The organism is Aeromonas sp. Y289-2, assembly GCF_027705925.1.
Lineage (GTDB): Bacteria > Pseudomonadota > Gammaproteobacteria > Enterobacterales > Aeromonadaceae > Aeromonas > Aeromonas veronii.
The window spans coordinates 122,323-138,682 of sequence record NZ_JAPDCH010000006.1 but is presented as its reverse complement, the minus strand read 5'-3'; the positions used below and the strand labels follow the sequence as shown (position 1 = coordinate 138,682).

17 protein-coding genes are annotated in these 16,360 nt (G+C 60.0%); 9 read left to right on the top strand and 8 right to left on the bottom strand.

The genetic code is table 11. The features are described from left to right. Window positions 1-139 precede the first annotated feature (139 nt). Window positions 140-1,492 carry a 23S rRNA (uracil(1939)-C(5))-methyltransferase RlmD gene (rlmD, locus tag OKC43_RS11335; protein WP_139429745.1) on the bottom strand — a complete coding sequence of 451 codons (1,353 nt, stop codon included), beginning with the start codon at window positions 1,490-1,492 and terminating at the stop codon, window positions 140-142. A 274-nt stretch (window positions 1,493-1,766) separates the two neighbouring features. Here rlmD and OKC43_RS11330 point away from each other — a divergent pair, with 274 nt between their 5' ends. Then, the gene (locus OKC43_RS11330) at window positions 1,767-3,491 is read left to right on the top strand and encodes a proline--tRNA ligase (RefSeq protein ID WP_236272614.1); all 1,725 of its coding nucleotides are present in this window, start codon (window positions 1,767-1,769) and stop codon (window positions 3,489-3,491) included. A 90-nt stretch (window positions 3,492-3,581) separates the two neighbouring features. Here OKC43_RS11330 and OKC43_RS11325 read toward each other — a convergent pair whose 3' ends face one another. The 3 genes from OKC43_RS11325 to OKC43_RS11315 all read right to left on the bottom strand — a co-directional run bounded on the left by OKC43_RS11325 (window position 3,582) and on the right by OKC43_RS11315 (window position 5,471). Further along, window positions 3,582-4,262 (bottom strand): SDR family oxidoreductase, encoded by a 681-nt coding sequence (locus OKC43_RS11325; RefSeq protein ID WP_108541256.1) that lies wholly within the window; start codon window positions 4,260-4,262, stop codon window positions 3,582-3,584. 31 nt (window positions 4,263-4,293) lie between these two features. Continuing rightward, window positions 4,294-4,926 (bottom strand): TIGR04219 family outer membrane beta-barrel protein, encoded by a 633-nt coding sequence (locus OKC43_RS11320; RefSeq protein WP_236272613.1) that lies wholly within the window; start codon window positions 4,924-4,926, stop codon window positions 4,294-4,296. A gap of 95 nt (window positions 4,927-5,021) precedes the next feature. Next, entirely contained in the window at window positions 5,022-5,471 is a 450-nt protein-coding gene (locus OKC43_RS11315) for a copper chaperone PCu(A)C (protein WP_111900228.1), read from the bottom strand. Window positions 5,472-5,561: 90 nt separating this feature from the next. On the opposite strand from OKC43_RS11315, the gene OKC43_RS11310 reads away from it, so the two are divergent. Beyond that, window positions 5,562-6,311 carry an enoyl-CoA hydratase-related protein gene (locus tag OKC43_RS11310; protein ID WP_236272612.1) on the top strand — a complete coding sequence of 250 codons (750 nt, stop codon included), beginning with the start codon at window positions 5,562-5,564 and terminating at the stop codon, window positions 6,309-6,311. Between the two features lie 17 nt (window positions 6,312-6,328). Here OKC43_RS11310 and OKC43_RS11305 read toward each other — a convergent pair whose 3' ends face one another. Next, the gene (locus OKC43_RS11305; RefSeq protein WP_005335785.1) at window positions 6,329-6,757 is read right to left on the bottom strand and encodes a DUF2753 family protein; all 429 of its coding nucleotides are present in this window, start codon (window positions 6,755-6,757) and stop codon (window positions 6,329-6,331) included. A 284-nt stretch (window positions 6,758-7,041) separates the two neighbouring features. On the opposite strand from OKC43_RS11305, the gene OKC43_RS11300 reads away from it, so the two are divergent. Further along, window positions 7,042-7,701, top strand: a complete 660-nt coding sequence (locus tag OKC43_RS11300; RefSeq protein ID WP_236272610.1) for a CatB-related O-acetyltransferase — start codon at window positions 7,042-7,044, stop codon at window positions 7,699-7,701. Between the two features lie 101 nt (window positions 7,702-7,802). Here the strand turns inward: OKC43_RS11300 and OKC43_RS11295 are convergent, their stop codons facing one another. After that, entirely contained in the window at window positions 7,803-8,510 is a 708-nt protein-coding gene (locus tag OKC43_RS11295) for a ParB-like protein (protein ID WP_236272609.1), read from the bottom strand. A 184-nt stretch (window positions 8,511-8,694) separates the two neighbouring features. On the opposite strand from OKC43_RS11295, the gene OKC43_RS11290 reads away from it, so the two are divergent. The 3 genes from OKC43_RS11290 (at window position 8,695) to OKC43_RS11280 (ending at window position 12,413) form a co-directional block, all read left to right on the top strand. After that, window positions 8,695-10,299 (top strand): peptide ABC transporter substrate-binding protein, encoded by a 1,605-nt coding sequence (locus OKC43_RS11290; RefSeq protein ID WP_236272608.1) that lies wholly within the window; start codon window positions 8,695-8,697, stop codon window positions 10,297-10,299. 118 nt (window positions 10,300-10,417) lie between these two features. Next, window positions 10,418-10,717, top strand: a complete 300-nt coding sequence (locus OKC43_RS11285; protein WP_139743104.1) for a hypothetical protein — start codon at window positions 10,418-10,420, stop codon at window positions 10,715-10,717. A 136-nt stretch (window positions 10,718-10,853) separates the two neighbouring features. Further along, entirely contained in the window at window positions 10,854-12,413 is a 1,560-nt protein-coding gene (locus OKC43_RS11280) for a methyl-accepting chemotaxis protein (RefSeq protein ID WP_236272607.1), read from the top strand. A gap of 69 nt (window positions 12,414-12,482) precedes the next feature. On the opposite strand, the gene dusA is transcribed toward OKC43_RS11280, so the two are convergent. After that, window positions 12,483-13,469, bottom strand: a complete 987-nt coding sequence (gene dusA / locus OKC43_RS11275; RefSeq protein ID WP_064335427.1) for a tRNA dihydrouridine(20/20a) synthase DusA — start codon at window positions 13,467-13,469, stop codon at window positions 12,483-12,485. A gap of 137 nt (window positions 13,470-13,606) precedes the next feature. Between dusA and zur the strand changes: the two genes are divergently transcribed. Genes zur through OKC43_RS11260 form a run of 3 tightly spaced genes read left to right on the top strand, consistent with a single transcriptional unit; the run spans window position 13,607 to window position 14,751 of the window. Further along, the gene (gene zur / locus OKC43_RS11270) at window positions 13,607-14,065 is read left to right on the top strand and encodes a zinc uptake transcriptional repressor Zur (RefSeq protein WP_236272606.1); all 459 of its coding nucleotides are present in this window, start codon (window positions 13,607-13,609) and stop codon (window positions 14,063-14,065) included. Continuing rightward, window positions 14,055-14,516, top strand: a complete 462-nt coding sequence (locus tag OKC43_RS11265; RefSeq protein ID WP_005343179.1) for a chemotaxis protein CheX — start codon at window positions 14,055-14,057, stop codon at window positions 14,514-14,516. Before zur ends, OKC43_RS11265 begins: the two co-directional genes overlap by 11 nt. 4 nt (window positions 14,517-14,520) lie before the next feature. Further along, a complete protein-coding gene (locus tag OKC43_RS11260; protein ID WP_005335809.1) occupies window positions 14,521-14,751 on the top strand; it encodes a hypothetical protein in 231 nt (76 codons plus the stop codon). A 73-nt stretch (window positions 14,752-14,824) separates the two neighbouring features. Here OKC43_RS11260 and brnQ read toward each other — a convergent pair whose 3' ends face one another. Beyond that, window positions 14,825-16,102: a branched-chain amino acid transport system II carrier protein gene (gene brnQ, locus OKC43_RS11255; RefSeq protein ID WP_236272619.1), complete on the bottom strand. Its 1,278-nt coding sequence runs from the start codon at window positions 16,100-16,102 to the stop codon at window positions 14,825-14,827. Between the last annotated feature and the right edge of the window lie 258 nt (window positions 16,103-16,360).

Sequence of the window (16,360 nt, the reverse complement as noted above, 5' to 3'; positions counted from 1 at the left end):
GACGCCAGCTGGCGTCGTTTTTTTATGGGCGAGTGTCAGGCGATGACTCACGCCTTGGCGGGCTGGCTCAGGCGAGCAACCGCTTCGACGTGCATGGCGTGGAGGAGGAACATGTCAATCGCTCCGCGCCAATGTCCGATTACGCTTTCGCTGGCAAGCTCAGGCGGGCAACCGCTTCCACATGCATGGAGTGCGGGAACATATCGACCGGTTGCACCTCGTCCAGCACGAAGCCTTGCTTGACCAGCCAGGCGAGGTCGCGGGCCAGGGTCTGCGGGTTGCAGGAGACATAGACCAGACGGCGGGGCGCCATGGCGACCAGGGTCTGCAATACGGCCTTGTCACAGCCTTTGCGAGGCGGATCCATCACCACCACGTCAGCGGTCACGCCCTGGGCGTGCAGCTCGGGCATCAGCTGCTCGGCCTTGCCGACGTGGAATTCGGTGTGCTCGATACCGTTGAGGGCGGCGTTGCGGCGGGCATCGCTGATGGCGCTCTCCACCGACTCGATCCCCACCACCTTGGCGGCCTTGCCAGCCAGGAACAGGGAGATGGTACCGATACCGCAATAGATGTCGAACACTGTCTCGTTGCCGGTCAGCTCGGCGTACTCGAGGGCGCTGGAGTAGAGCACATCGGTCTGGGTCGGGTTGTTCTGGAAGAAGGAGAGCGGCGAGATCTCGAACTCGAGTTCGTGGATCTTGTCGCGGATCACCCCTTCGCCCAACAGTACCCGGTTGGTGGCCCCCAGAATGCGGTTGGTGCGCTCATCGTTGATGTTCTGCACCAGGGTAGTAACCGGTAGATCGCTCAGGGCTGCCAACAGTTCGGCTTCGAACGGTAACTCCTCGCCCAAAGTGACCAGCACCACCATCAGTTCGCCGCTCTTGAAGCCCTTACGGGTCATCAGGTTACGCACGCAGCCGCTGTGGTTTACTTCGTCATAGGCGGCGATGTCATGCGCGCGCATCCAGTTGCGCACCCGGGCGTTGAGCTCCACGTGCAGCGGATCCTGCACCGCACAGTCATCGGCGGGGATGAGATCGTGGGAGTGCTTGCGATAAAAACCGATCTCGGCACCGGCGTCACAGCCACGCACCGCATATTGCGCCTTGTTGCGATAGGCGAACGGGCTTTCCATGCCAAGGATATCCTTGACCGGGGTGTCACCCAGCCCGACCTGTTCCAGTGCGCTCTGCACCAAGGCCTGCTTGAGCTTGAGCTGGGCCGGATAGGCCAGCGGACGTACCTGACAGCCACCGCACTCGGTGTTGGGACAGAAATCGGCAACCCGATCGGCGGAGGGCTGGAGCAGCTCGGCAACCTTGCCGTGCAGATAGTTCGGCTTGACCTCGGTCAGCTCCACCAGCGCCTGCTCACCGGGCAGCAGACCTTCGACAAACAGGGGGCGATCGAACAGGCGTCCTTTGCCATCTCCTTTGTCGGTCAGTTCCAGGATCTCGATCTGGTGTTGATGTCCCACTAACGGCATGAGCGGCTCCAAAAGTACTAAAAATGGGGGGTGATGAACGCGGCAGAGCCATGCCCATCGAGAAAAGGTGGCAGAGTTTAGCGGAGATCCGGCCAAATTGCAGGCATAAAAAGCCTGCTTGTTGCAATGGTCATTGCCCTAGGCTAACTGCCGGGGGTGGCCACCTTTCGGGTTGCGGCAAATTTAGCCCTTGGGCCGCAACGCCCAGCCTGTTAAAATTCCGCCCTTGAAATTATCCTGGGCCCCGCGCCCGTTCTAGCTAAGGTCTACCGCGATGCGTACCAGCCAATATCTGCTTTCCACTCTCAAGGAAACCCCCTCCGACGCTGAAGTTGTCAGCCACCAGCTGATGCTGCGCGCCGGGATGATCCGTAAACTGGCCTCCGGCATGTATGCCTGGTTGCCAACCGGTCTGCGGGTACTGAAGAAAATCGAGAACATTGTTCGCGAAGAGATGAACAATGCTGGTGCCGTCGAAGTCTCCATGCCGGTGGTACAACCCGCCGAGCTGTGGCAGGAGTCCGGCCGCTGGGATGACTACGGTCCCGAGCTGTGCCGTCTGACCGACCGTCACAACCGTCCCTTCGTGCTGGGCCCGACCCACGAAGAGGTGATCACTGCGCTGGTACGTTACGAAGTGAACAGCTACAAGCAGCTGCCGCTCAACCTCTACCAGATCCAGACCAAGTTCCGCGACGAAGTGCGCCCCCGTTTCGGCGTGATGCGCGGCCGCGAATTCCTGATGAAGGATGCCTACTCCTTCCACATCGACAAAGAGTCTCTGGTCGATACCTACGAGAAGATGCACGCCGCCTACTGCAAGGCGTTCACCCGCATGGGTCTGAACTTCCGTCCGGTGCAGGCCGATACCGGCTCCATCGGGGGTACCGGTTCCCACGAATTCCAGGTGCTGGCCGAGAGCGGTGAAGACTTGATCGCCTTCTCCGACAGCTCCGATTACGCCGCCAACATCGAGATGGCCGAAGCACTGGCACCGGCTGGTGAGCGCCCTGCCGCCACCGCAGCCCTGACCAAGGTTGCCACCCCGAACGTCCACACCATCGACGAAGTGGCCGCTTTCCTGAACGTGGCACCGACCGCCATCGCCAAAACCCTGCTGGTACTGGCAGAGGAAGATGAGCACGGCAAGCAGGCCGTTATTGCGCTGGTACTGCGTGGCGACCACGAGCTGAACGAAATCAAGGCAGAGAAACTGGCTGGCGTGGCTAACCCGCTGACCTTCGCCAACGACGAGCAGATCAAAGCTGCCGCCGGTTGCGATGCAGGTTCCATCGGCCCGGTCGGCTTTGCCGGTCGCATCATCGTCGATCGCAGCGCTGCCCATCTGGCGGACTTCGTCTGCGGCGCCAACGAAACCGGCTTCCACCTGACCGGTGCCAACTGGGATCGCGACATCGCTACCTATGAAGTTGCCGACCTGCGCAACGTGGTAGAAGGCGACCCGAGCCCGTGTGGCCAGGGCAAGCTGCTGCTCAAGCGCGGTATTGAAGTGGGCCACATCTTCCAGCTGGGTACCAAGTACTCCGAAGCGATGAAGGCGAGCGTGCTGAACGAAGCTGGCAAATCCGTCACCATGGAGATGGGTTGCTACGGTATCGGGGTTTCCCGTCTGGTGGCTGCGGCCATCGAGCAGAACAACGACCAGTACGGCATCATCTGGCCGGACGCCATCGCCCCGTTCGAAGTGGCCATCGTGCCGATGAACATGCACAAGTCCGAGCGCGTAGCCGAACAGGCACAGCAGTTCTACGCCGAGCTGAAAGCGGCCGGTGTGGACGTACTGTTCGACGACCGTAAAGAGCGCCCGGGCGTGATGTTCGCCGACATGGAACTGCTGGGTATCCCGCACGCCATCGTCATCGGCGATCGCGGTCTGGACAACGGCGTGGTGGAGTACAAGTGCCGCCGCACCGGCGAGAAGCAGGAAGTGGCCATCAGCGACATCGTCGCCATGCTCAAGGCCAAGCTGGGCCGTTAATTCCGCCCCCTTACCTGAATAGAAAAGCGCGCCATTTGGCGCGCTTTTTGTTTCTGTGTGCTGACGACGGCAACCGGATGAAGGGTTGCCTCAGGGATTGCGACCGATAAAGAGGTCGGTCACGTGGCAGCTGCTTCTGGCTTCCAGCGCGTCGAGCATATAGGCCGCCGCATCTTCCGGGGTCATGAAGCCACTCGGGTCCACGTGATCCGAGTTGTCCCAGAATTCGCTGCGGATCCCGCTCGGATAGAGGTTGACCAGCCGCAGTGGCGAGCCTTTCAGCTCGGCGCGCAAGGATTCGAGAAAGCCGCGCATCCCCCATTTGGAGGCGCAGTAGAGGCTCTCGTTGGCCTTGCCCACCTGTGCGGCGGAGGAGAGCACATTGGCCAGCACTCCGCCTTTCTCCCCGATAAGCCGCACCGTCTGCTGGGCCACCAGAATGGTAGAGATGAGATTGCTCTCCACCACCCGGCGGATCTGCTCGGCGGTGTAGACACCGACCGGGCCAAACTCGCCCACCCCGGCGCAGTGGATCACCATGTCGGGCTGCCCGCCCCACTCCACCGCAGCGGCGAAGGCGACGTCGACCTCTTCATGGTGCGCCAGATCGGCGGCGATGCCGATCACCGCGCTGCCGAGCAGTAGCTCCTGCTCCTGCAGTCGCTGATAACGGCGCCCCATCATGGAGACCTGATGGCCCCGCTCAACCAGTCCGATGGTCAGCGCCCGGCCAAGACCAGAACCGGCACCTGTCACTATGATGTGGCCCATTATCGCTCCTCGTCGTCAGTTGACGGTCAGATTAGAAAGTGAATTCGCCGCCCATGAACCAGCCATCGACAGACTGATCGATATTGGCGAAGTCGACCTTGGCTTCACGCCAGCCGGCACGCAGCTTGATCGGCATGGAGGAGAACTTGTAGGAACCACCCAGACGGTAGTCATAGTTGTCCGCATCGTGAGTGCGCAGATCGCCGAAGAAGGCGATGCCGGAGCCCGGGATCTTCACTTCGCTGCCGGCATAGGCCATCAGGGTATCTTCGTCATAACCCTTGCGACCGAAGTAGACCTGCTCGCCATCGTAGTGACGGCCGGTCATACCCAGATCGATCTTGAACAGATCGTTGTTGAACAGACGGTAGTAGAGGCTCAGATCGTAGGCAGTCAGATCGTTTTTGAAGTTGCCGCCGGAGGTGCTGAAATCGGAGACTTCAAACTTGGCGTTCGGCAGGAAGATGATGCCGTGTTCCAGTTGCAGATAGCCGTTCCAGTTGTAGCTGTCGTCATAGCTGCCATCAGCACTGGTGCCATAAGCCTGACCACTGCCCTTGGCGGCCCATACGTCGGCACCGGCGGCAAAACGCCAGTCGTCAGCGGCCATGGCACTCTGGCTGCACAGAGCCAGCACAAAACCGGCAATCAGCGTCTTTTTCATTACGTCACTTCCTCTTGCATACATGGAAAAGAGCACTATTTTACTCGGTGCAGCCAAAATACCCAGCGTCAATCCTGAACAAACGACGACAAATGTCAGTGCTTCATATGCTTCATCTCTGCCATCGGCTCAATCGGCTTCACCGGCAGTGACAGCTCCAGCTGCTGACCATCATCCATGGTGAGGGTGAGCGGGAAAGGGGTCTGCTCGGAGAGCGTGCCCACCTCGAACAACATGATGTGCAGGCTGCCCGGTTTCAGCACCGCCTCGCCCTTGGCCGGGATCTCGATATTCTCGACCTGACGCATCTTCATCACACCATTCTCGTGCAGGTGAGTGTGCAGCTCGGCACGCCCCGCCGCCGCAGAAGCCGCCGCCACCAGCTTGACCGGCTGGTCGGCGTCATTCTTCAGCACCATAAAGGCGGCAGTGTTGGGGGAGCCCGGCGGCAGCAGCCGCACATAACCGTCGACAGCCTCGACCTTGGCCAGTGCAGGCGCCGTCATACCCAGAACCAGCAGAGAATAAAACGCACGTTTAAACATGGTTGAAATCCTTTTATGATGTTGTTAAACGGCGCCAAGGTTACCCCAGCGGCAACCTTTTTTGCACCTTTCAATAACAAGGATTTAGACATGGCCCCCATTCTCATTGCCGAGCAGCAGGATGGCTTGCTCACCCTGACCCTCAACCGCCCCGACAAGCGCAACGCCCTCAATACCGAGCTCTATAAGAAACTGGTGGCAGCGCTGCGAGAGGCGGCAGCCGATGAGGAGGTGCATGTCCTGCTGTTGCAGGGGCAGCAAGATTGCTTTACCGCGGGCAATGATCTGGCCGATTTCATGGGCAAAAGCGCGCTGGAGCCCGATGACCCCATACTGCAGTTCCTCCACACCCTAGCGGATTTCCCCAAACCCGTGATCGCCGCTGTTGGCGGCCCGGCGGTGGGGATTGGCACCACCATTTTGCTGCACTGCGATCTGGTCTATCTGGCGGATAACGCCCGCTTGCAGCTCCCCTTTGTCGAGCTGGGGCTGGTGCCGGAGTTTGCCTCCAGCCTGCTGCTGCCGCGTCTGGTGGGGCACCTCAAGGCAGCCGAGCTGTTGCTGCTGGCCGAGGCGATTGATGCCGAGGAGGCGCTGCGACTCGGGCTCGCCAACAAGGTGGTGGCGGCCGATGGATTGCTCTCCCTTGCCCGCGAGCAGGGGCTGAAGCTGGCGGCCAAACCGCCCAGAGCGCTGCAAAAGAGCAAGGCGCTGCTGAAACAGGAGCTCAAACAGGCGGTGCACTTTGTCATCGATCTGGAAGCGCGCGCCTTCGCCCAAGCACTGCAAGGGGAAGAGGCGCAGCAGCGCATCGCCCAGAAACTCAAACGGCGGGGCTGAGCCGCACCCACATCCGTTCAGTTGAGGCGAAAACGGCCGATCAGCTCGCAGCCCTGCACCTTGTCCTGCAGCTGGATCAGCCGGGCAATTTCCGGATTGGGGTGGCGCTTGAGAAAGGCGAGCAGGGCACCACGACAGCAACCCAGCTCGCTGATCAGCGCCTCGCACTCCCGGTTGGGGCATTGTGGCACCAGCGCCGTCACCAGCTCGGAGGCGAGTTTCAGGTAGCGCAGCTCGTAAGTCGGCTCATCCATCGCCCGCCAGAAGTCGGCCAGCCGGTGACAGGTGGCGACTCGCATGGTGGCCAGCTCGGTCAACTCGACCTGGGTCATCTCGTAAACATCCCCCAGCGCCTGCTGATAAAAGCAGATCGCCGCCCCCAGCGAACCGGCCTGCCAGGCACGCTCCGCCTCCAGCATGTATCGTTGCCAACTTTGCGGTGTCATTTCGCTCTCCCGAGTCCGTCATGGTGGGAGTGTTATCATGGCTAATTGAGAATAAATATCAACCAGAGGGTTAGTGCAGGATCTCTGCGCAACCTTGGCAAACCCGGCGCCCGACCTTATGATCGCGCCCTTCCCTCTTCTTTGGAGCACACCACAATGCGACCTCGCCTCCCGCAGATGCTGGGCTGCTCCCTGCTCTGCGTGCCCCGCATGCTGGTCTGGATCTATTAGCTGCGCTCAAGCGAACGCAACCCATCCGATCCATTCAGCAAAGGAGTACCAATATGAGCACCTGCCAACACTGGTCGCAGGTCGAATACCTGCACCTGACGGTGACCAACCCCAATATCTGCCTCAAGGGGCAGCACAGCTACTACTCGGGTGCCTGGGATGGCCCCTTCGAAGAGGTGGCGGTGCGCTACCTCCATGGCGATCCCTTCAGCCGCAGCCCGGACAACGGCTGGGAGCCACTCTGGCATATCGACCGTCTCCATATCGGCGACTATGTGCAGATTGCCGCTGGGGTAAAGATCATCATGGGCGGCAACCACACCCACAACACGTCCTTCATCAGCACCTATCCGTTCGCCGATCTGGCGGCGCTCAAGCGCAGCTACCGCCCCGCTGGCGATACCCGCATCGGCAACGATGTCTGGATCGGCATGGAGGCAATGATCATGCCCGGCGTCACCATCGGCGACGGCGCCATCATCGCCGCCCGTTCGCTGGTCAATCAGGATGTGCCGCCCTATGCCATGGTGGCGGGCACCCCGGCCAGGGTGGTGCGGATGCGCTTTGGCGAGGAGGAGATTGCCCGGCTACAGGCCCTCGCCTGGTGGGATTGGCCGGATCAACAGGTCAACGATCTGCTACCGCTGATCCAGCAAGGTGACGTCGCCCTGCTTGAGCAGGCGGCTGCCCACTGGGCGGAGCGCCATGAGTGACCACCGCCAGCCAGCAGTAACAAGCTGACAGCAGAAGGGCGACCCCGGGGTCGCCCTCTTTTATCTCCGGCATGCTCTGGATGCCCTCATCGCACATCCACTCATTGCGCGCTTTTGGACTGGTTGAGGCTGCACTGCTTGCCGGGATAACCGGGTAGATCCTTGGCATCGCTGCCGCAGGCAAGCCGTTTGGCCTGTTGCAGGCGGGCCGCCAGATTGGCGCTGTCCACCGGCATCCACTGCATCTGCTTGCCGAGCCAGCTGGCCCAGGCAAACTCGACGAAATAGACCTGTTTATCCTTGCGAAAGTAACCCGCATTCTGCAGCAGTCCGGCGAGGGTGCGATAGGGGTAATCAGGCAGCTTGTCGATGCTGGTCGGCAACTGCTCCGGGGTCAGCGGCTGCCCCTTCTCATCCTTGAGCCAGGCCCAGTGGTTGTTCTGCATCTGGCTCCAGAAGTTGGCCTTGTCCTGCAGGCGGCCAATCACCTTGACCCGGGCATCCTTGACGCCCTGCTGCCACAGCGCCTTGGTAAGATGGTGCCTGTCCACCAGCCAGTAGCTGCCATCCGGCGCAATCACCACGGGGATCTCTTTCTTTTTCATCAACTTGTCGAGCTGCTTTGCGCTCATGTCCGCCAATGTGGCCTGGGTTTCATCGACCTGGATCTGGCCGACGCCCCCCTGGGTCGGGTGCAAGGCATCGATGCCGATCTCGCACCAGTTGCCCACCGCCGTGTCGCTCTGGCACGGGGCCAACGCCCAGGCACCCTGGCTCAACACACAGGCCAGCAATAACCATGCTTTCATCGTTTGACACTCCTCACCACATTGAACTGCACAGACGCCGGGAACGCTCTTCTACCCCGATTGGGAGTGAGAGTCGAATGCTGGCGGTCAGACCAGCAAACGGGATATCATGATTTCCCATCTGTCGGCGATATTTTCTCGCCGAGTTTTCTCCCCGCTTCACACTATTTGAAGGATCCGACCCATGAAAGGATGGACCCCCTTGCTGGCCCTGCTGGGCTGTGCTGCTGTCCAGGCTGCCGATATTCCCGCCGGAACACAACTCGCCGCCGAACAGATTGTCGTTCGCCACCTCAAGGATGAACCTGCGAGCCTGAGCCCGCTCAAGCTGGTCGGCCTGCCGGAGTTGCAGGTACTGCGGGATCTGTTCGAGGGGCTGCTGACCCAGGGGCCGGATGGCAAACCGGTTGCCGGGGTGGCGGCCAGCTGGGAAAACAAGGGCAACCAGTTCTTTACCTTCCATCTGCGCCCGGATGCGCGCTGGTCCAACGGCGATCCGGTCAAGGCCGGCGACTTCGTCTACGGCTGGCGCAAGCTGGTCGACCCGAAAGAGGCGGCCACCTTCGCCTGGTTTGCCCAACTGGCCCGTTTCGACAAGGTGGACGAGATAGTCGCTGGCAAATTGCCTGTCAGCGAGCTGGGGGTCAAGGCCCTCGATGATCACACCCTGCAGGTGACCCTCTCCCAGCCGGTGCCCTACTTCCTGAACCTGCTGAGCCACCCCAGCCTGTCGCCGCTCCATCAAGCCAGCATCGAGCAGTACGGCAACCTGTGGACCCACCCCGGCAAACTGGTGGGCAACGGTGCCTTTGTGCTGAACAACCGGGTGGTCAACGAGAAGCTGGAGCTGACCCCCAACCCTTATTACTGGGATCGGGCCCATACCGTATTGACCAAGGTGATCTTCATGCCTATCAATCAGGAGAGCGCGGCCACCAACCGCTATCTGTCGGGCGACCTGCATATCACAGAATCCTTCCCCAAGGAGCAGTACGACAAGCTGAAGCAGCAGATCCCGAATGAGGTCTACACCCCGGATCAGCTCGGTACCTACTACTACGCCTTCAATACCCGTCAGGCACCACTGAACGATGTGCGGGTGCGCAAGGCGCTCTCCTACACCATCGACCGCGCCCTGATCGCCGACAAGGTGCTCGGTACCGGCGAGAAACCTGCTTATCACTTCACTCCGGATGTGACCGCCAGTTTCACCCCGGCCGCCAACCTGCTCTCCACCGGCAGCCAGCCGGCGCTGGACAGCAAGGCCAAGTCCCTGCTCAAGGAGGCCGGTTACGGCCCGGACAAGCCGCTCAAGCTGACCCTGCTCTACAACACCGCGGAAATTCACAAGAAGATGGCGCTGGCGATTGCCAGCATGTGGAAACAGAAGCTGGGCGCAGAGGTCGAGCTGACCAATCAGGAGTGGAAAACCTATCTCGACAGCCGCCAAAGCGGGCAGTTCGAGGTGATCCGCTCCTCCTGGGTCGCCGATTACAACGACCCGTCAGCGTTCCTCGGCCTGTGGGGCTCTCGTCACAGTGGCAATATGGCTGGCTTTGCCAATGCCCGTTATGACCAGCTGCTGGCAGAGGCGGCCAGCACCCAGGATGCCGCCAGCCGCAGCAAGCTGTTTAGCGAGGCGGAGGCGATCCTGCTGGATCAAGCCCCCATCGCCCCCATCTACCAGTACACCAATGCCCGCCTCATCAAGCCATGGCTCAAGGGCTACCCCATCAACAACCCGGAAGATGTGGCCTACAGCCGCCAACTCTACCTCGTCAAACACTGAGACCGGCCACAACGATGCGAGACCCTGCGGGGCCTCGCTATTGATACTGTTCACATCCCGATTTCCAGCCTAAAATGCCGCCCCTTCTGTTCAATTAATCTTCAATACCCAGTCAGACATGCGTTATTTGATACTGCTCTCGTTGTTGTGGACCCTGCCTGCGCAGGCCAGTAGCGAATCCCAATGCCAGCAAGAGTTTGTCGGCTGGATGCTGCATCAGCAGCAACAGTTCAGCGATCGCAAGTCTGACAAGATGGAGCGGCGCCGGGCCGAACGGGCCATCGAGTTGGCTCGTCAGGAGTACGACAAGCAGGCCAGCTTCTGCAAAACCATGCAGCTTGTACATGAGTACAAAGATGATGATCCTCGCCTCGCCCCAAGAAAGGGTGAAGTTCACGATTTCACACCGGCCAGCTGACCCTCACTTCATCAATTCATTGTGTTGATTAATTGACCCAAGCCAAGTTCGGGGCACTGAAGAGCCTTAGAATGATTAACTGAGAACGACAATAAAAACATAGTTATCAGTTATTTGGCTTTTTCAGGAACGACACATGACCAAACTCCATCAGGAGGGGGAGATACACTTCCCCGACAACATCGCACTCATCTCGACCACGGATCCCGCCAGTCATATTACCTATGCCAACCAGCACTTCTGTGATGTGGCCGGGTACGGTGCGACCGAAATGGAAGGAGTACCCCACAATCTGGTGCGACACCCCGACATGCCCAAGGCGGCCTTCGCCGACATGTGGCAGCGGCTGCGACAGGGCAAAAGCTGGATGGGGCTGGTCAAGAACCGCGCCAAAAGCGGTCAGTTCTATTGGGTAAACGCTTACGTCACCCCGATCCTCAATGCGCAGAAGGAGATCGTCGAGTTCCAGTCGGTGCGCACCAAACCCGCCGCCAGCGATGTGGCCTGGGCCGAGCAGCTCTATGGCCTGTTGCGCAGCGGCAAGGCGCTTCCCTGGCTGAGCCGCTTTCACTTTGAACCGGGTCAGCTGACCCTCTGGCTCTCCGTTTCTGCCTTGTTCACCACCCTTGCTACCTTTGCTACCGGCAACCTGTTATGGCTGCTGCCCACCGCCTTGTTGCTGTTGGCACAGGCAATCCACGGCTGGCGATTGCAGCAACGGCTGGCTCATCTGCTCACCCTTGCCGATCAAGACAAGGGAACCCACCTCTGTCAGGTGCTCTACACCCGACGGCACGACACCCTGGCGGCCGTCGAGCTGGCCCTGCGGATGAAGCAGGCCGAGCTCAAGGCCGTGGTCGGGCGCAGTGCCGACACCAACCAGCAGATCCTGCAGGCAGCCGAAGATGACCGGGGCAATATCCAGACCATCGATACCCACCTACAGCAGCAGCGCGCCCACAGCGAGCAGCTGGCGACCGCCATCACCGAGCTGAGCCACTCCATTCGCGATGTGGCCCACAGTGCCCATGAGGCGAGCAATCTGGTCATAGAGGTACAGCAGGTCTCCGACGAGGGGCTGCAAGCATTGGCGACCACCCGCTCCGCCGTCAACCAACTCCATCAGGAGCTGGATGCCAACCACGCAGTGCTGGCCCAGCTCACCAGCGACAGCCAGAAGATCAGCGGTATTCTGGAGGTGATCAGTCAAATCGCCGACCAGACCAACCTGCTCGCCCTCAATGCGGCCATCGAGGCCGCCCGGGCGGGCGAACAGGGGCGCGGCTTTGCCGTGGTGGCGGATGAAGTGAGGGCGCTGGCCCAGAAGACTCGCGCCTCGACCAGCGAGATCCACGAGATGATCCAGGCGCTGCAACAGACTACACGACAGCTGTCGGACGGGATGACGCAAGGGGCGCAGACCTCGGTGCGCTGCCAGCAGCACGCGGGCACCACCGCCGACGTGCTCACCCAGATCAACCGGATGCTGGGGCTGGTAACCCGCACCAGCGACGAAATCGCCCAGGCGGTAAGTCAGCAGGCCGACGTCACGGCGACCCTCGATGAAGGGGTGCACCAGATCCACCAGCTGGCCAGCCACACCGCCGACAACAGTAGGCTGGCCCTCGATGGCATCACCCTGCTGGTAGAGCGGCTGCAGGACCTCTCGCGGCTGATCAACCAGTTCAGACATTGAAGCGACAGAGATCAAAAAAGCGCGTCAACTGACGCGCTTTTTGGCTGCTCTTGCCTTGGCACAACTGGCTTATTCGGCCGTCTCGCTGGCGGCAAACTCCGGCACCTTGGCCATGGCATCCAGCACCACCTGAATATCCGCTCCCGGTTTGCAGGCGTTCTCGCTCAGGTGACGACGCCAGGCGCGGGCCCCCTGCATGTTCTGGAACAGCCCCAACATATGGCGGGTCATGTGGGAGAGGTAGTTGCCCTTGGCCAGCTCCTGCTCGATATAGGGCAGCATCATCCGCACCACCTCGTGGCGGCTCGGCACAGCGTTGTTCTGACCGAACACCAGATTGTCCACCTGCGCCAGAATGTAGGGGTTCTGATAGGCTTCACGCCCCATCATGACGCCATCGACGTGTTGCAGGTGCTCCAGAGTCTGCTCCATGGAGGTGACACCGCCGTTGAGGGCGATGGTGAGATCCGGGTAATCCTGCTTGACCCGATAGACGCGGGGATAATCGAGGGGCGGGATCTCGCGGTTCTCCTTGGGACTCAGGCCGCTCAGCCACGCCTTGCGGGCATGGACGATAAAGGTGTCGCAACCGGCATCGCGCACCTGTTCGATGAAAGCCTGCAAAAACTCGTAAGAGTCCTGATCGTCGATACCGATACGGGTCTTCACCGTCACCGGAATATCGACCACATCGCGCATCGCCTTGACGCAGTCTGCCACCAGCGCCGGTTCACCCATCAAGCAGGCGCCAAAGCGGCCGTTCTGCACCCGATCGGAGGGGCAACCGACGTTGATGTTCACCTCGTCATAGCCGCGCTCCTCGGCCAGCTTGGCACAGCGCGCCAGATCGGCCGGATTGCTGCCACCCAGTTGCAGGGAGATGGGGTGCTCCTGCTCGCTGTAACCCAGATAATCCCCCTTGCCATGGATGATGGCGCCGGTGGTCACCATTTCGGTATAGAGCAAGGTCTGGCGGCTCATCAGTCGATGAAAGTAACGGCAATGCCGATCAGTCCAGTCCAGCATGGGGGCAATGGAAAAACGCTGCGCCTGCATAAAAATCATCCGGGTTGGCTAAAGAAAGGGGCGGATTTTATCACAACGTGAAGCAGCCCCAGAAAATGAATTTTGTCGCCGCGCCATGCGAGGCCCTGTGATAGTATCCGGCTAATAGAAAGGGTATCTGCGCGATCATGAATCAAGACCAACTTTTACAACGAGCCGAGCGACTCTGTATACAGCGAGGGATCCGCTTCACCCCGACCCGACGTCAGGTATTTCGCCTGCTGGCGGCACACGGCAACGCCATCAGCGCCTATGATTTGTTGGCCCAGCTGCAACAAACCGAAGCCAATGCCAAGCCGCCAACCGTCTATCGGGCACTCGATTTTTTGCTCGAACAGGGCTTTGCTCACAAGGTGGAATCTCTCAACGCGTTTATCTTCTGCTGCCACTTCGATCACGCTCACCCGATGCAGTTGCTGATCTGCGACGAGTGCGGGGATGTGGTCGAGCTTCACGATCCGGCGATCGATAGCGCGTTTTCCGAGCAGGCCCACTTGCATGGTTTTACTATTACCAATAAGACGATAGAGGCACATGGCCAATGTGCCCGTTGTACGCCCACTGTAGGAAGTCATCATGAAGGCTGATTTTGTAAATCCGTTCCTGCTATCCCTGCTCAATGTGCTCTCGACCATGGCACAGCTGGAACTCAAACCGGGCAAACCGAAACGCAAGATGGATGAGCTGGCGCGCGGCGACGTCTCCGGCCTGATCGGCATGGTCGGCCCGCAGACCCGTGGCTCCCTCTCCATCAGCTTCGAGAAGGGGCTGGCACTGGAGATCATGCGCCGCATGCTGGGGGAAGCTCCCGCCTCCATCAACGAAGAGGTGACCGACATGGTCGGTGAAATCACCAACATGGTGACCGGCGGTGCCAAGCGGATGCTGGGCGAGAAGGGCTACGAGTTTGACATGGCGACCCCCATCATCGTCTCCGGCCCCAACCACACCATTACCCACCGTGCCGATGGCACCAAGATCATGATGCCGTTCGAATCCGATTTCGGTCGCGCCACTATCGAAATTTGCTTCGAGTAACCCTATGTGGAAAGCATTGAAATGGATTTTCATCTGCTGGGCCCTGCTGTTGATCCTGTCGGACATTCAGATCAGCACCTCCCTCTACAAGTACGAAGATAACCGGGTGCTCATCAACTTCCCGCGCTGGGAAGCCAAGCAGCCCTGGGGCACCTTCGAGTGGCATGCCGGACGGGTAGAAACCCACTGGTATGGTCTGGAGGGCAAACCCAAGCCAAAAGGCCCGCAAATCTGATCCGGTAACGGATCCGGCAGAAACAGAAGAGGCCAGCTGATGCTGGCCTCTTTGCTATCTCGTTGTTCCTGAATCAAGCCGCTTCAGCAGCCAACTTCCCGCTTGGTCGCACCAGGATGCCGACGATGCAGGCCAGCAGAGTCGGCAGCAGCCAGGCAAGCCCCTTGTCGAACAGCGGTAGGAAGGCAAAGCCGTCCATCGCCATCCCGGCAGCCCCCAGCCCATCGAGGCAACCAAACAGAAAGGCGACCGTCAGCACGCCGCGAAACGCCAGCCGTGGCTGGGCAAACCATCCCTTGAGGAAGGTCACCAACACCTGCGCGATGGCAACCGGATAGATGGCCACCAGCACCGGAATCGAGAGGCCGATCAGCTCGCTCAGCCCCACATTGGCCACCAGTGCACAGAGCGCCCCCAGCAGCATGACCCAGTTGCGATAGGCCCAACCTGTAAGGCCATGGAAGTAGTCGGCACCGGCACAGAGCAGGCCGACCGCACTGGTAAAACAGGCCAGGGTGATGATGGCAGCCAGAATAAACTGACCCGGTTGGCCAAACAGACTCTGGACGTAAGCATTGACGATGGCCCCACCATTGCTGATATCGCTTGCCACCCCACCGGCGCTGTTGCCCAGCTGAAAGAGCGAGACATACACCGCCGACAACCCGACCGCCGAGATCAAGCCTGCAATGGTCAGATATTTGAACTGACTGCGATAATCCTCGATCCCCTTCTGACGCAGCAGACCTATGATCAGGGCACCAAACATCAGGGAGGCCAGGGTATCCATGGTGTTGTACCCCTCCAGCATTCCTTTGGTCAGGGCTGCATCTATGTACTCACCGCTGGCATCAGGCATGGTGCCCTGCGGCGTCATAAAGACCCCGACCGCCAGAATAAGCAGCATCGCCATCAGGGCTGGGGTCAGATACTTGCCGACCGCATCGAGCAGCTTGCCCCGATCGAGCGCCACCAGGATCACCAGCGCAAAGAAACTCAGGGTGTAGATCAGCAGCCCCGCATGACCGGTATCGCCAAGCCAGGGCTTGAGCCCCATCTCGTAGGCGACCAGACCGGTGCGGGGAATGGCAAAGGCGGGTCCCATGATGATATAGATGGCGATGGCCAGCGCCGTCGCCCCCCCGGCGGGCAGATAGCGGGTCATTCCGGTCCAGCCACTCGCGCCGCCCCCCGAACTCCCCTTGGCCACCGCAATCAGGGTGATCAGCGGCAAGCCCACCGCCGTCAGCAAAAAACCGCACATGGCGGCCAGCAGATGCTCACCAGCCATAAAACCGGCCAGCGGCGGAAAAATAATATTGCCAGCCCCCAGATAGAAGGCAAACGTCATAAACCCCAATCCGAATACGTCGGACAACTTCAATGATTTCGTCAAACTCAACCTCATCTGCCTTATCAGCTTGTTATTGATTGCACCCACTGCCTGGCAGATAACCGGTAACAATACCTCTCGCCCCCACACGGCCCGCGGACCGGATGAGGCGCACCACCTTTAGCATAAAGAAGAGGAGTTCGATCTCAATCACCAATTAATATCTTGAAACAATTTACTGCTGCGGAATTAATCGCCGAACAACTCGGCGCTCCA